The 15,119-nt window shown below is 65.3% G+C and carries 9 protein-coding genes; 5 read left to right on the forward strand and 4 right to left on the reverse strand.

Features of this window, described 5'->3' with window-relative positions:
- Window positions 1-11: 11 nt before the first annotated feature.
- The 3 genes from nadN to fdhD all read right to left on the reverse strand — a co-directional run bounded on the left by nadN (window position 12) and on the right by fdhD (window position 5,204).
- Window positions 12-1,835 carry an NAD nucleotidase gene (nadN, locus tag J2887_RS00880; protein ID WP_227173450.1) on the reverse strand — a complete coding sequence of 608 codons (1,824 nt, stop codon included), beginning with the start codon at window positions 1,833-1,835 and terminating at the stop codon, window positions 12-14.
- 199 nt (window positions 1,836-2,034) lie between these two features.
- The gene (locus J2887_RS00885) at window positions 2,035-4,341 is read right to left on the reverse strand and encodes an FdhF/YdeP family oxidoreductase (RefSeq protein WP_227173452.1); all 2,307 of its coding nucleotides are present in this window, start codon (window positions 4,339-4,341) and stop codon (window positions 2,035-2,037) included.
- Window positions 4,338-5,204, reverse strand: coding sequence for a formate dehydrogenase accessory sulfurtransferase FdhD (gene fdhD / locus J2887_RS00890; RefSeq protein WP_227173454.1), 867 nt, complete (start codon window positions 5,202-5,204; stop codon window positions 4,338-4,340). The genes J2887_RS00885 and fdhD overlap by 4 nt, the downstream gene beginning before the upstream one ends.
- Before the next feature lie 246 nt (window positions 5,205-5,450).
- On the opposite strand from fdhD, the gene J2887_RS00895 reads away from it, so the two are divergent.
- Window positions 5,451-7,025 carry a mucoidy inhibitor MuiA family protein gene (locus J2887_RS00895; RefSeq protein ID WP_227173455.1) on the forward strand — a complete coding sequence of 525 codons (1,575 nt, stop codon included), beginning with the start codon at window positions 5,451-5,453 and terminating at the stop codon, window positions 7,023-7,025.
- A 101-nt stretch (window positions 7,026-7,126) separates the two neighbouring features.
- Here the strand turns inward: J2887_RS00895 and J2887_RS00900 are convergent, their stop codons facing one another.
- Window positions 7,127-9,616 (reverse strand): ExeM/NucH family extracellular endonuclease, encoded by a 2,490-nt coding sequence (locus J2887_RS00900; RefSeq protein WP_227173456.1) that lies wholly within the window; start codon window positions 9,614-9,616, stop codon window positions 7,127-7,129.
- A 372-nt stretch (window positions 9,617-9,988) separates the two neighbouring features.
- Between J2887_RS00900 and J2887_RS00905 the strand changes: the two genes are divergently transcribed.
- The 4 genes from J2887_RS00905 (at window position 9,989) to J2887_RS00920 (ending at window position 15,090) form a co-directional block, all read left to right on the forward strand.
- Entirely contained in the window at window positions 9,989-10,834 is an 846-nt protein-coding gene (locus J2887_RS00905; RefSeq protein WP_227173458.1) for a hypothetical protein, read from the forward strand.
- A 123-nt stretch (window positions 10,835-10,957) separates the two neighbouring features.
- Window positions 10,958-12,481, forward strand: a complete 1,524-nt coding sequence (locus J2887_RS00910; protein ID WP_227173460.1) for a class I adenylate-forming enzyme family protein — start codon at window positions 10,958-10,960, stop codon at window positions 12,479-12,481.
- 240 nt (window positions 12,482-12,721) lie between these two features.
- Window positions 12,722-14,056, forward strand: a complete 1,335-nt coding sequence (locus J2887_RS00915; RefSeq protein WP_227173462.1) for a sphingomyelin phosphodiesterase — start codon at window positions 12,722-12,724, stop codon at window positions 14,054-14,056.
- Complete coding sequence (locus J2887_RS00920) at window positions 14,056-15,090, forward strand: lipase chaperone (RefSeq protein WP_227173464.1); 1,035 nt, start codon at window positions 14,056-14,058, stop codon at window positions 15,088-15,090. The genes J2887_RS00915 and J2887_RS00920 overlap by 1 nt, the downstream gene beginning before the upstream one ends.
- Window positions 15,091-15,119: the final 29 nt, after the last annotated feature.

Raw genomic sequence — 15,119 nt, forward strand, 5'->3', positions numbered from 1 at the left:
TGGCTGGGGAGTTACTGGGCCGGCGCGGTGTAGCTCTGGGTCGACATCTCGTCCAGCGCCGGACGGCTCAGGGTGCCTTTGGCCTCGACGTAGTCGACAAAGGACTGGGCGTAGTCGAGGAAGGTATCGACCGCACGACCGTCGTCGGTGACGGTGCCGAAGGTGACGTAGCCATCACGACCACCGCCGGTGAAGCTGTTGGTCACCACCTTGAGCGTGTCGCTGTCGGCCAGTGCCCGCCAGTCACTGTCATCCCGGCCTTTCACTTCGATGTTGAACAGACGCTCACCTGCGGCGCGGGTCATGTCCACGTCCCAGCGCAGGCCGGCGGCGTAGGGGTAGGCGCCGCTGGAACCATCCGGGGTGTGGGCAAAGTCCACCGCCTCGTTGAGCACCTGGCGGATCTCGGCGCCGGTCATGGTCAGGTCCACCAGGGTGTTGGCGAACGGCAGCAGGGTGTAGGCATCGCCAATGGTGATGCTGCCCTGGGCGATGTCGGTCCGCACGCCGCCGGCGTTCTGAATCGACACATCGGCGTCCTTGCTCAGGAACAGGAAGGCCTGGGCCACCAGGTTGGGAATGTGGCCGCCGCGGGCTGCGGTGGCTTCGTCACAGCCGGCAATCTCACTGCGACCGCCGGTGCCGGGAATGCGTTCCAGGCAGAGGTCTTCGGTGGCGGTGCCCACCACCTTGTTGCGGAAGGTGTCGAGCTGGGCGGTGTAGCCGGCCAGCGAGGCGGCAACGGAGGCGTCTTCGGTCACCAGGCTGAGCTGGGGATCGGCGTCTATGGCGGCAAGGATGGCCTGGCGCTCTTCGCCGGCCGGCTCGTACTCGTCCTCGTTGGCGTCTTCGCGAACGAAGCTGTCGCTCAGCAGCAGGTGCGGTACGCCCTCACAGCGGGTGACCCGGCCATCGGCGTCCCATTCCACCGCCAGTTCGCCCACCACCTGGGAGTACTGCCAGGCCTGGGCAACACAGACCCGATCGCCATCGGCGTTGGTGCGCTCGGTGGGGTAGGGGCCGGCCGCGTTGATGCCGTAGGCATCGAAGTCACCGAGCAGGGTGTGGGAGTCGCCACCGATGATCACGTCCACGCCGGACAGTGCTTCCGCCAGCGCCAGGTCGTTCTGGTACTGGTAGTGGGTCAGCAGGATGATCTTGTCGACGCCGTCGGCTTCCAGTTCGTCGATCATCGCCTGGGCGGTGGCGGTCTCATCCAGGAACTCGGTACTGTCCAGCGGGCTGGAGCTGTTCTTGGTCTTGTTGGCGATGTCGATGCCAATGATGCCGACCTTCTCGCCATCCACTTCTTTCACCGTGTACGGCTGGATGTAGTCGTCCTGGGCGGTGGGAGCCAGCGGCGTGCCGATGGCCGGTTTGACGTTGGCGGCCAGCACCGGGGTGTTGCAGCTGCCGCTGGCGAGCTGGTCGAGGAAGTCCTTGAGGCCTTCGTCGCCGCGGTCAAATTCGTGGTTGCCCAGGGCAAAGGCATCGAAGCAGACCTGGTTCATCAGGTCAGCGTCCGCCTCACCTTCGAAGGAGGTGAAGTACAGGGTACCGGTAATGGCGTCACCGGCGTGCAGCTTGAGCACGTTGTCCAGCGCCGCTTCCCGCTCCGCCAGCTTGCTGGCGACCCGGGCAAAGCCACCGGTCTCGAACTCGGTTTCCTTGCCGGCAATCTCCAGGGTCTGGGAGCCGGCCTCGAGGTGGGAGTGGTGGTCGTTGATGTGCAGGATGTTGAGGGACAGCGCACCGTTGCGATCGTCGTCATCGCTGTCGCTACAGCCGGCCAGCACCAACGCGGGAATCAGTACCCAGGCGGATTGTCGGATCATTTCCATACTCCTGTTATTACGTCGCCAGAAAAAGAAGGGCCTCTGAGGGGCAATTACAGGAGGATCGTGGAGGGATGTGTCAGCGGCGTGATGGCGTGATGTCAGTCTGATGACGGTTGTGTGTCAGCGTCGACCTCAGCCCGGTTCTGGCTGGCAGCGAACCCCCGCCGGTGCCACGGTTGGCACCGGCGGGGCCGGGTTATGCGGAGGGGGCCGGTGTTGCCGGCAGAAACTTCACCGCGATGAACTTGGAGGTGGGTGTGAAGCTGCCCTCGCCGGTACTGTCCAGCGGCACCAGCGGGTTGGTTTCCGGGTAGTAGGCCGCCGCCTGGCCGGCGGGAATGTCGTAGGGAATCAGGCAGAAGTTGCGGATGCGGCGTTCGCGGCCATCTTCCCACAGCGAAATCACATCCACCCGGTCGCCTTCCTGATAGCCCAGCCGGGCCATGTCGTCGGCGTTGATGAAGATGACGTCGCGCTGGTTCTGCACCCCCCGGTAGCGGTCGTTGAGGCTGTAGACCGTGGTGTTGTACTGATCGTGGGAGCGCAGGGTCTGCAGCACCAGGTCCGGTTGCTGGCCGCTGTTGCGGACGCGGGCGTCGAACAGGTCAGCGGGCAGGGCGTGGGCGTGAAAGGTGGCCTTGCCGGCGGCGGTGTTCCAGCTCAGCTCACGGGCGCTGTTGCCCAGGTGGAAACCACCGGGTTCCGCCAGTCGCCGTGCCATGCCTTCAAACCCGGGAATGGTGCGCTCGATCAGCTCGCGAATCCGGCGGTAGTCCGCCGCCAGCGCATCCCAGTCCACCGGCCGGTTACCCAGGGTGGCTTTGGCCATGCCGGCGACGATCGCCGGCTCTGATTTCAGGGTGTCCGCCAGTGGCTCGAGCTGACCATAGGAGGCGTGGATCATGCTGAACGAGTCTTCCACCGTGACCGCCTGGGGAATGCCGTTCTGGCGGTCGATGTCGGTGCGGCCGAGGCAGGGCAGGATCAGCGCATCGCGGCCGGTGACCAGATGGCTGCGATTGAGCTTGGTGCTGATCTGCACGGTCAGGTCACAGCGGCGCAGGGCGTCGTGGGTCAGTTCTGAGTCCGGGGTGGCCTGGGCGAAGTTGCCGCCGAGGGCGATGAACACCCGGGCCTGGCCATCGAGCATGGCGCGGATGGCTTCCACGGTGTTGTGGCCCTGATGGCGGGGCACCTCGATGTCGAAGTTGCTGGCCAGGTTGTCCAGCAGCAGTTGCGGTGGCCGTTCGTTGATGCCCATGGTGCGGTCACCCTGAACATTGCTGTGGCCCCGCACCGGGCACAGGCCGGCACCGGGTTTGCCAATGTTGCCCCGCAGCAGTTGCAGGTTGACGAATTCCTGGATCATCGCCACCGAATGGCGGTGCTGGGTGATGCCCATGGCCCAGCAGATGATCACCCGACCGGCCCGACAGTACATCTTGGCGGCGTGTTCGATATCGATGCGGGAGAGCCCGGACTGCTGCTCGATGTCGCCCCAGTCGGTGGCGTCCACCGCGGCAACGTAGGCCTCCATGCCGTCGGTGTGGGTGGCAATGAAGTCCCGGTCCAGCAGTCCTGGCTTGCCGTTGGCGAGGGCGTCCCGGTCCCAGGCCAGCAGCGCCTTGGCGATGCCGCGGACGGCGGCCATGTCGCCACCCAGGGCCGGGCGGAAGAACGCGGTGTTAAGGGGCTCGGAGTCGTTCGCCAGCATCTCCCGCATGTCCTGCGGGTCCTGGAAGCGTTCCAGACCGCGCTCCTTGAGCGGGTTGAAGCACACCACATCGGCGCCGCGCCGGACCGCCCGGCTCAATGGTGCCAGCATGCGCGGGTGGTTGGTGCCGGGGTTCTGGCCAAAGATGAAGATGGCGTCGGCTTCCTCGAAATCCTCCAGGGTCACGGTGCCCTTGCCGATCCCGATGCTGCTGCCGAGGGCCACGCCGCTGGCCTCGTGGCACATGTTGGAACAGTCGGGGAAGTTGTTGGTGCCGTAGCTGCGGACAAACAGCTGGTACAGGAACGCAGCCTCGTTGCTGGCCCGGCCGGAAGTGTAGAACTCGGCCTGGTCCGGGCTCTCCAGCCGGTTGAGGTGCTCGGCGATGAGGGCAAAGGCCTGCTCCCAGCTCACCGGCTCATAGCGGTCACTGTCGCGGTTGTAGCGCATCGGTTCCACCAGCCGGCCCTGGTGCTCTAGCCAGTGGTCGCTCTGCTTGAGCAGCTCGCTGACCGGGTGGGCGGCGAAAAAGGCCGGGTCCACCGCACGGCTGGTGGCTTCCCAGTTCACTGCCTTGGCACCGTTTTCGCAGAACTGGATACGGCCACCCTTGGGATCGTCTCCCCAGGCGCAGCCAGGGCAGTCAAAGCCGCCGTTCTGGTTGGTCTTGAGCAGGGCACGAACGTTCTTGATCGGCTGCTGGCTGTCGAGCCAGTGGCGAGTCACGCTGCGCAGGGCGCCCCAGCCACCGGCGGGACCGTCATAGGGTTTGTGATCGCGTTGGGTCATGGTCGTCTCTCTGTGTGCGTATCGTCGGTCAGGGCGTAGGGGCTGTAGACGCGCGGTTCACCCTGGCGTGACAGGTGAACCAGGTTGAGGTTGTGGCGCCGGGCCCAGTCCACCGCCAGGGTGGACGGTGCGGAAAAGCTCACCAGGGTGCCGAGGCCGGCGCGTACGGCTTTCTGGATCAGCTCCTGGCTGCAGCGGCTGGTGATCACCGCCAGGCCACCGGGCAGAGGCCGGCGTTGGCGGGCGAGCGCGCCGATCAGCTTGTCGAGGGCGTTGTGGCGGCCGATGTCCTCGCGGCAGGCCACCGCGTGGTTGGCGGCGTCAACAAACAGCGCCGCGTGCAGGGCGCCACTGGTCTGGCCCAGGGTCTGGGCGCCGGCCATACGATCTCGCAGCGTGAGAAAGCGATCCGCCGGCGGCAGTGGCTGTGGGGGCAGTGGTGCCAGTTCTGGCAGTGCCTGCTGCAGCGAGTCCACCCCGCAGAGTCCGCAGCCGGTGGTGCCGGCAAGCTGGCGGCGATGCTGGCGCAGGGCCCACTGGGCCCGGCTGGTGACGGTGATGGCCAACTCCAGGCCGTCGCCGGCAGAGCTGATCTGCAGGTCGAGAATGTCATCGACGGTATCAATGAAGCCCTGGCTGAGGCTGAAGCCCACCGCAAAGTCTTCCAGATGCACGGGGGAGAGCATCATCACCGCCTGGCTGATGCCGTTGTAGCTCACCGCCACCGCCGTTTCCTCCACCAGGGGAACCGGCCGGCTGGGGTCGGGCGAGGCGCAGCCGCGGTAACTGAAGGTGCGGATGCCGTCCTGGCCCGGGTGACTACGACTGGCAACCCGGTTTTTGTTGTTGTCCGCGTCGTTCAAGGTCGTTGGTCTCTGACTGTCAGTCTGTCTGGGTGTGACCGCCGCCGGGGCGCAATGGTTCACCCCGGCTCGATTTTGCTTGCATTCAAGCATGCCGTCTCGACCGCCAATGGAAAAGCGTGGGCCATGATTTATGTCAAGGATGGCGGGCAGTGGCGTCTGACAGGACTGTAATGCCAAGCATTGCCCGGGCGCGGTATGTTGGATGAAATCCGTCGAAGTTGTTGCATTGGGAAGGAAAAGCACATGAAAAGGAATCGACTTGTCTTGATGATGGCGGCCTGGTTGCCACTGCAGGCCTTGGCCGATGTCACGGCTGTTACCCTGTACCCGGGACAGGCGTCTGTCACCCGGGAAGAGAGCGCTACCCTCAAGCCGGGCGCGGGCACCCTGGAAATCGCCGACCTGCCGGCCGGGTTGATGGAGCGTACCCTGCGGGTCTCCCTGGCGGGCACCGACGCCGCGCTGGTGCGGGATGTCCGGGTGGTTCGCAAGCAGACCAGCGAAGCCCAGGCCAGCAAACTCCGTGAGCTGCGGGACCAGCTGCAACAGGTCAATGACAGCATTGGAGCCCACGACGACGCCGTTCGCGCCTGGCGCTACCGTCTCGACCTGTTGGACCGCTGGACCAGCGGCGACGGCGAGGTGACCCTGCCGGACAACCTCAACACCACCGCCGACAGCGTGTTTGACCAGGCCCAGAAATCCCTCACCAACATCCGTCGCATCGAACAGGAAAAGCGTGGCCTGGTCCGCGAGCAGGACCGTCTCAAGCGTGAGCTGGCGGCGCTTGGCGACCGCCCGCGGGAAGTGGCCCACCTCAGCCTGGGCTATACCGCTGACCGGGCCGCCGATGTCACCGTGAAGCTGGAATACCAGACTCGCAATGCCGGTTGGAGCAGCGCCTACGAGGCCCGTCTCGACAGCGAGGACGAACGCCTGCAACTGATTCACCAGGCGGTGGTGCACCAGAACACCGGTGAGGACTGGAACGACGTTCAGGTCAGCCTCTCCACCGGCAACCCTGCCGTCGGTGGTCGGCTGCCGGAGCCTTCACCGTGGATACTGCAGCCGCGGCCCCAGCCGCAACCGGAGATGCTGAGCAAGTCCATGGTGATGGACAGTGCGGCACCGGCCTCGGCGGAGATGGAAGCCCGTGGCTTTGCCGGCCGTCAGACGGCGGACCTGGTCAGCACCGGACTGACCCAGCAATACCAGCTGGCCGGCACCCTGAGCCTGGCCGATGGTGTGCGGGACCAGCGCCTGACGGTCAGCGAGCATGACCTGGCGGCCCGCCTCAGCCGCCGGGTGGTACCGGCGCTGTCGAGCCTCGGCTACGTCTTTGGCGAGGCCGACTACCAGGGTGAGGCCACCCTGCCTGCGGCGGAAGTGGCGCTATACCAGGATGGCCAGTACGTGGGCCAGCACTGGCTTGAGCAGACCGAACCCGGTCAGCCCCTGGCGATGGCGTTTGGCGTCGACGACCGGCTCTCGGTCAAAGTGGTGCGGGAGCAGGACCAGCGGGGCGAGAAGGGCATCCTCAGTGGTCGGCCCTACCTCGAGCGGATGAACCGTTTCGAGATCACCAACGCCCACGACCAGGCGGTCGACATCCGGGTGATCGACCGTTTGCCGGTGTCCCGTCATGACGACATCGAGGTGAGTTACCAGGGCATTTCCGAGCCCTACCAGTCGGACATCGATGACAAGCCCGGGGTGATTGCCTGGGATCGCCAGATCGGTGCCGGGGAGACCCTGACCCTGAAGGCCGGGTTTGAAGTGAAGGTGCCGGAAGGACAGGAACTGCCGTACCTGCCCTGAACCGGCTGATGACTGTCCCGTCAGCGAAGTCGCCAGACGGGACAACAGACATTATTGACCGACAAAGAAGGCCTCCCGGTGAGGCCTTCTTTGCGTTTGGGTCAGCGCTCGCGGATCACCTGCAGGATCGCCCGCAGGTCGTGACGGTCCACCCGGCCATCGGCGTTGACGTCGTAGTGCTCAACATCCGCCCGTCCGAACAGGTAGGCAAGGATGAAGCGGGCGACGTCGCGGCCGTTAACCCGGCCATCGCCGTTGAGGTCGGCCCGGTCCGCCGGCTCGTCGGCTGCCAGGGTCAGCGACACCAGCACCGGATCATGATCGGAGGCCCGGTAGGCGTCCGGGGCGTAGTAGCTGGCCTGTTGCTGCGGCGTCTGGAACTCGGTGTTGTAGTCCAGCGCCCGCGGTTCGTCGGCATTGATATGCCAGACCGTGGCGTCGGCAATCTTCGCCTGCAGCGGGCTGTTGGCCAGAGCGTGGTCAAGGTAACCGGCCTGGCCATAGAACACGTAGGAGTAGGCCTGCTCACCGGCAAACCGCGCCACCAGGTCCTGGTAGCCATCGCCGACGAGGCTCTGGATCGGGTCTTCCTTGGCGTAGCTGTTGAGGTCGCCGATCACCAGCACGTCTTCCTCTCCGGTTCCGGTGGCGTCGTTGGCCAGCCATCCGGCCAGTGCCTCAGCGGCCTGGGTCCGCATCGGATTCCAGCAGCCCTGGCCATCGCCCTGATCGGCGTTGGCACCGTCGGCACCGCGACAGCCCTTGGACTTGAAGTGGTTCACCACCACGGTGACGCCGTCATCACCGGCAACTGGCACGAAGGTCTGGGCCAGGGGCCGACGGTTGAGTTCGGCGAAGGCGCCCTCTGCAAGGGTCGCGGCGGCACCCTGAGGGGTTACGCGGTCGCTGCGGTACAGCAGACCAACGGCGATGTCGTCGTTACCCAGTTGCTCCAGGCCCGGATCGATGTAGGCCCAGCTGCCACCGAGGGCGGCGGCGAGTTCGGCGATGGCGCTGGTGTCGCCATAACCGTCGTTTTCGATTTCCATCAAACCGACGATGTCGGCATCCAGGGCGCTGATGGCGCTGACCAGCTTGGCGGTCTGGCGCTGCAGTTCCTCGGCGGTGTCGGCGCCGCGGGCGGTGGGGAAACCACCGCCGACGCCGTCACCATTGAAGAAGTTGAGCACGTTGAAGGCCGCCACCACCAGGTCGCCGCGGTCCGCCAGATCCGGGCCGGCCGGGCGGTTGTTGGCGCTGATGAAGCCGGGTGCGGAACTCGGGTGCAGTCGCCATTCGTCGTAGCGGTAGTCGAGAATGCCGGTCAGGTCGGTGACCTGGTCTCCGGCACGTACGGTCTGGGCGGCGCTCAGTTGCGGTGTCGGGTAGGGCACCACCGCCGGGTTCTGCTGGTTGCTGCCATCGTCGAGGATCAGGCGGTCGCGGGCGTTGAGTTCCGCAACCACCGCGGCGTCGTCACCGGGGGAGACGATGTTGGTGGGAATGAAGTGGCGGTCGCTGCCCAGGGTCAGGCTGCCGTAGCGGGCCAGATCGTAGGTGTCGTTGACGGTGAGCGGGCTGCTGAAGCTGACCCGCATGGATTCATAGGCCTCCGGCGTTTCCAGGGTATCCCAGGGCAGTGCCAGGGTGGGGGCGGCGGGCAGGGTGGCGCTGCCGCAGTCGGCCAGGCCGTTGAGGTCGGTCAGCTCGGTGAGGCCGCCGTACTCGGTGATGGACCCGGCCACCCGCACCCGCTGGCCGACGCTCACGCTGGCATCGGGGGCGTAGACAAACAGGCCTTCGGAGCTGAGGGGGTTGTCGTCATGGTCGCTGGCTTCCTCTTCCACGAAGAATCCGCCCAGGCCGCCGTCACCATTGAACACGCCGGTCACCACGGCTTCGATCACCAGGCTGTCGCCAGCCAGCGGGCTGTCGGTGGTGGTGCCCTGAATGGCGGAGATCGGGGTGGCGTCCGCACCGCAGCTCAGGTTGGGCTGGTCCGGATCGCTGCCGTCATCGCCGCCGTCGTCGCCATCACCGTCTCCCACGCCAAGGTCGTCAAAACTGTCCTGGGGGAAGCCGGCGAAGGTTGCCGCGGGATCGTAGGCATCGAACGGGTCGGTGTCGGCGGCGCTGCCATCGAGGCGACGCAGGGTGGCGTTCTGGGTGCGGGTCTCGCCGCTGCCCCAGGCGCTGCCGGGGTCAACGCCAACCTGGCCCAGGCTATCGGCGACCACGCCACCTTCGAGCAGGGTGATGGCGTCATCGCCATTGAACAGGCCGGCGCCGGTGGTCTGGTCGGCCACCGCCAGGATTGCCGGATCAGCAGCGCTGTGGGCAAAGACAAAGTGACCGCCGGCGGCCACTTCACCCGCCAGATCGATGGTCAGGCCGGGGGTGCTGCTGCCATTGAAGTAGACCTGCAGTTCCCAGGCGGTGAGATCCACCGGGGCGCTGCCAGTGTTGCGAAGCTCCACCGCTTTGTTGTTGCTGGAGCCTTCCACGTACTCACTGATCACCAGGCCGGCGTGGCCTGGCGTCGCCAGCACGCCGCCAATGGCGACCGCAAGCGCGGTCTGTTTAATCGTCATGGTTCTTTCCCTGATTTGTTGACATGAGGTTGACTGGGTGACCCCCAGACGGGGCACCAGTGTGGAAAAGAACTATGACGGGGGAATGTTCATTTTATGACGCTGGCAGCCTACTGCCACGTTTGCGAAAGCTAACTTGCTGACAGGCATAAAAAAGCCCCCGCACGTGGGCGTGGGGGGCAATGGCAACAAAGAATGGAGATAACCAATTGGCAGGAGCTTTGAGGGGCAAAAATTAAAAGAGTTCACTTTCTGATCAACGAATTTTGCCCGCTGGCCGGGGGGAGGGCGTGTGGGTTGAAGATGGTTCGGGTTGAGGGCCGTCCGGGCTTTGCGAGAACATAGCGCCGAACTCATTACCCTGACCGTCCCATGCGCCTGATCCTCAGCCGTAAAGGCTTCGATTCCTCCGCCGGTGGCTGCCCCAGCCCCTGGTTTGCCGATGGCCGCGCCTATGCCCTGCCAATTCCCGATGCCCGCTCCCGCCTGCGCTATCGCGATATTGAACATCAGGGCGTCAACGTTGGCGACCTGGTGGCGGGGCTGACCGGTGATCCTGGCCGTCGGGATGCCGGCGCCCACCTGGACCCGGATCTGATCGCCGATGATTACCCGCGCCAGCAGGGCTGGCGGCCACTGCTGGGCCAGACCGGTACCGCCCAGAGCCACCTGCGCAACCAGGGCGTGGGGGAGGGTGACCTGTTTCTGTTCTTTGGCCTGTTCCGGGCGGCGGAGCAAAGCACTGATGGCTGGCGCTTTGTCCGTGGCGCCAAGCCGTTCCATGGGCTTTGGGGCTGGCTGCAGATTGGCGCGGTGGTCGGCGTCGATGAGCTGGCGCCGGATGCCTGGCCCTGGGTGCGCTATCACCCCCACCTGCAACAGGCCACGGATCGCAACAACACCCTTTACCTGGCCGCCGAGCGCCTGCGGTTGCCGGGGCTGGACACTGACATCGCCGGCGCCGGCACCTTTACGCGGATGCAACCGCAGCATCGGCTGACCGCTCCCCAGGCGCCGTCCCCAACCCACTGGCGGTTGCCCCGGGCGTTCTTCCCGGGCCCTGAACAGACGCCGCTGAGCTATCACTACAACCGGGACCGCTGGCACCTGGCCGACGACCACTGTGACCTCCGCTGCGCCGCCCGTGGCCAGGAGTTTGTGCTGGATACGACGGCCTATCCCGGGGTGCAGGCCTGGCTTGCCGAGCTGTTGACCTGAGGCAGCACTGATTGACTGGGAAACTGAACCATGATTCACTTCATTCAATAAAGTGAATCCGGGTTCATGGTTTGCTGTGCCCGGAGGCTCCAAAACAACAACCGCATCAGCGAGGAGACCCCCATGAGCCAGCACCTTGGCGACCTGCTTGCCTCCCGGGCCGCACTGACCCCGGACCATGTTGCCGCCATTGGCGATCAGCAGCGTTACAGCTTCCGGGAACTGGATACCCGCGCCAGCCAGTGGGCGGGCTATCTTCACCAGCAGGGGCTGCAGGCCGGGGACCGCATCGCGATCCTCTGCAAGAACAGCGAGCAGGTGGCAACGGCCCTGTTCGGGGCCAGTCGGGCCGGGGTGGTGGTGGCGCTGCTGAACTGGCGGCTGCAGCCCCAGGAGCTGGCCTACATTCTCAACGACTGTGGCGCGGATACCCTGGTCTATGACCGGGAGTTTGCTGACATGGTCACCGCCCTGGCGCCGCAGGTGGGGCTGTCGCGGCAGCTGGTGGTGGATCGCCAGCGCGGTGATGATGACTTTGAGCAGGCCCTGGCCAGCGCCGGCGGAGAACTGCCCGGGCACGACCCTGACCCCGACCAGGTGGCGGTCCTGATGTACACCTCCGGCACCACCGGACGGCCCAAGGGTGTGATGCTCACCCATCGCAACCTGTACGCCGCGGCGGAGAACTGCTGTTTTACCATCGGCTGGCCGTTCCAGGCCCGTTACCTCACGGTCACCCCGATGTTCCACATTGCCGGTCTGATGCCGGTGTTTGCCAACGTGCTAACCGGCAGTGCCACGGTCTACCTGGCGGATTTCCACCCGGTCACGGTGTGGGAAATTCTGGAGCAGGAACGCATTACCCACTTTCTGGCGGTGCCGCAGATGCTGGAAATGATGCTGCAGGCACCGGGTATCGGCGAGCGCGACCTCAGCTCGCTGCGCTTCGCGGTGTCCGGGGCGTCGGCGGTGCCGGCAGCGCTGATCGCCCGCTACGCCGAACTGGGCATCTCGATCTACCAGGTTTACGGTGCCACCGAAGTGGCCGGTTCCGCCAGCTTCTGGATGCCGGCCATGGGTATGGACGTGGTGGCCAGCGTCGGGCCTGGGGTGATGGCCGGCAGCCTCAAGATTGTCGATCCGGACACCGGCGCACCGCGGCCAGCGGGGCAGGTGGGGGAGATCTGCTTCGGCGGTCCCCAGGTCTTTGCCGGTTACTGGAACAACCCGGACGCCAGCCGCACGGCCATCGTGGACGGCTACTACCACACCGGTGACCTCGGCTACCTGGACGACCGCGGCTTTCTGTATGTGGTCGACCGGCTCAAGGACATGATCATAAGTGGTGGTGAGAACATCTACCCGGCGGAACTGGAAGCGGCGCTGATCCAGCATCCGGAGATCGTCGAGGTGGCGGTGGTGGGCCGTGCCGACGAGCGATGGGGGGAGGTGCCGGTGGCCTTTGTGGTGCGCCTGCCGGGCAGCCAGCTGGATGAGACGGCGGTGATCGAGCATTGCCGGAGCCAACTGGCGGCCTTCAAGAGCGTCAAGGCGGTGGTGTTTGCCGACTCGTTGCCCCGCAATGCGTCGTCCAAACTGCTGAAGCACCAGCTTAAAGCCCAACTGGAAACGGCTGAACCCGCCTGAGGGGAAGCGCCCGGGTTGGCATTGGGGGCCATTGGCCTCTTCGGACATCCGCCGGATAACAGGATGAGACTTGGTTCAGATTTTCGGCAACCGCTATGGGTTGTCGCGTTTGGCGTCATGATCGTTTAATAAAACCGCAACCTGAGGGCGGTACGTTTTTCTGGTCTAGACCAGATTGGCGGGCCGCCGTCATTGCGTCAGACAACGATAACAACATTGCCGACCAAACAGGGGAACCCCATGTCTCATCCCTCTCTCCGCCCATCGCCCTGGCGATGGCTGGCGCTGGCCGCCCTGGCACTGACCGGGAGCGTTCAGGCCGACAGCTACCTCTACATCACCAACTCCACCAACGAAACCGTCCAGGTCCGGGTCAATCACTACGGTGATGACACCCTGGCCGAAGGCAGTGAGTGGCGTCAGGAAGCCCAGGAAATCGCGCCTTACGCCACCGCCCGGGTGCTGGCGTTCAACCGTTATGAAGGCCTGAAGAGCGGCAAGACCTACCGCTTCGATACCCAGTTGATTGGCGCCGACTCGGTGGTAACACTGGAACAGAAGATGCGCGGTACCTGGTACGGCAGCACCATCGAGCACAGTGCCCAGGGCAGTGATTTCAACGCCCCATGGCAGGCGGACCGCAGCATCCACCGTTACGATACCCAATACGATGGCCTGCCCAGCCGGCTGGGCTTCAAGGCCAAGTTCACCGGTGGTTACGACGACTTCTACTACACCGTGCGCAATCAGAACCTGGCGGAGCCGCGTTCCGGTGAGGATGCCCTCAAGGTGCTGAGTTACAACATCTGGGCGTTGCCGCTGCTGGCCTCTAACATTGGCGACCGGTTGCAGGAAATGCCAGCGGTACTGCAGGGATACGATGTCTTGCTGTTACAGGAGGCGTTCGATGCCGCCAGCCATGACCTGCTCGATGCCCTGGCCAGTGAGTACCCCTACCAGACCGAGATCCTCGACAAGCCCGGCTTCAATATCCATAACGGTGGGGTGGTGATTGTCAGCCGCTTCCCCATTGCCGCGACCGACTACCTGGTGTTTGATGACTGCACCGGCACCGACTGCTTTGCCGACAAGGGGGTGGTCTACGCCGAGGTAATCCGTGACGGCAAGGCCTATCACGTCACCGCCACCCACACCGCGTCGTTCGACAGCGATGAGGCCCGGGCACTGCGACAACAGCAGTTCCGCCAGATCCGCGCGCTGGTGGACGACAAGCAGGTACCTGCCTTCGACGCGGTGATGATGGGCGGCGACTTCAACGTCAACAAGCTCAAGTTCCCCGGTGACTACCAGCAGATGCAGGCCAACCTCAAGGCCACGGCGCCGCCGTCCACCGGCTACAGCCGTTCCACCTATGATCCGACGGTGAACCAGAACGCTGAGGGGGCACTGTCCCTGGGGGTGGAATACCTGGATTACGTGGTGGTCAGCAACACCCATCGCCAGCCGATGAGTGCCCGCAATGACGTCCGGGTGCCACGGTCGGATTCGGCGGATCTGTGGGGTGTGTGGGACCTGTCGGACCACTTTCCGGTCCTGGGCGACTTTCAGTTCTGATGCGCCGCTGGTATCTGGTAACCGCTGTTTGCGCTGGCTTGGGGCTGGGCTGGTGGGCGTTGTCCGGGGCTGAACCGGCCGTTGCCGACGCCGTCGCCACGGCCGCGCCGGTAACGCCCGGCGCCGCTGCTGTGGTGCCGGCACAAACCGCGCCCGCGGTAGCGGCGGCGGAACAGCCGGTGGTCGCCCGTTCCGGTGAGGACGAAGCCGCTGCCAGCCAACGGCTGCGCCGACAGCAGGACCAGGCCTACTGGCACCAGCGGCTGGACGGCTACCGTCAGCCCGGAGGCAATCTGCAGCAGTTCTTTGCTGAACTGCTGGCCCAGTGTGGTGGCGAGCCGGACCTGTGCCAGGCCTTGCTGGAACAGCGGCTGGCAGAGTACCCGAACCAGGCCTTCGCCGACCGTCTGCGCCGTATCCTGGCGCGCCAGCCGGCCTACCAGCAGACCATGCAGTCGCTGGTGATGTCCACCGAGGTGCCGGCGCAAACCCGATACCAGCGCATTGATGCCTTGCGGGAGCAGCACTTCGGGGCCCAGGACGCGGAGCTGCTGTATGGCCAGGAGCGGGCCTGGGCGGACTACCAGTTCGGTTTCCAGACGTTACTGGCGGAAGCGCCCTACCTGTCGCCGGCTCAGCGTCTGCAACAACTGCAGGCCCTGCGCCAGCGCAGCTGGCAGGATTACCCCCAGGCGCTGGCGCAACGTGAGGGTGACCAGGCCCGGTACCGGCGGGAGCGCGACCTGCTGCTGGCCGGGGTGGATGATCCGGACCAGCGTCAGGCGCTGGTGGCCGGCCTGCGGGAGCAGCACTTCGGTGCCGAGCGTGCCCGGCGGATGGCGGCCCGCGATCACCAGCTGGCGCAGCAACAGGCACAGCAGCAGCATTACCAGCAGGCGCGTGAGGCGTTGACGAGGGAGATGACCGCACTCAGGGGGCAGATGTCCGACAGTGTCTGGCAACAGCAGTACCAGCAGCGGCTGCAACAGTTGCGGGAGGAGGCGTTTGCGGAGCCTGATGGCGCGACACCCTAGCGGGCAGGGGCGTGAGGCTGTGATGTGGC

Source organism: Marinobacter sp. CA1 (genome assembly GCF_020546665.1).
GTDB classification, from domain to species: domain Bacteria; phylum Pseudomonadota; class Gammaproteobacteria; order Pseudomonadales; family Oleiphilaceae; genus Marinobacter; species Marinobacter xestospongiae.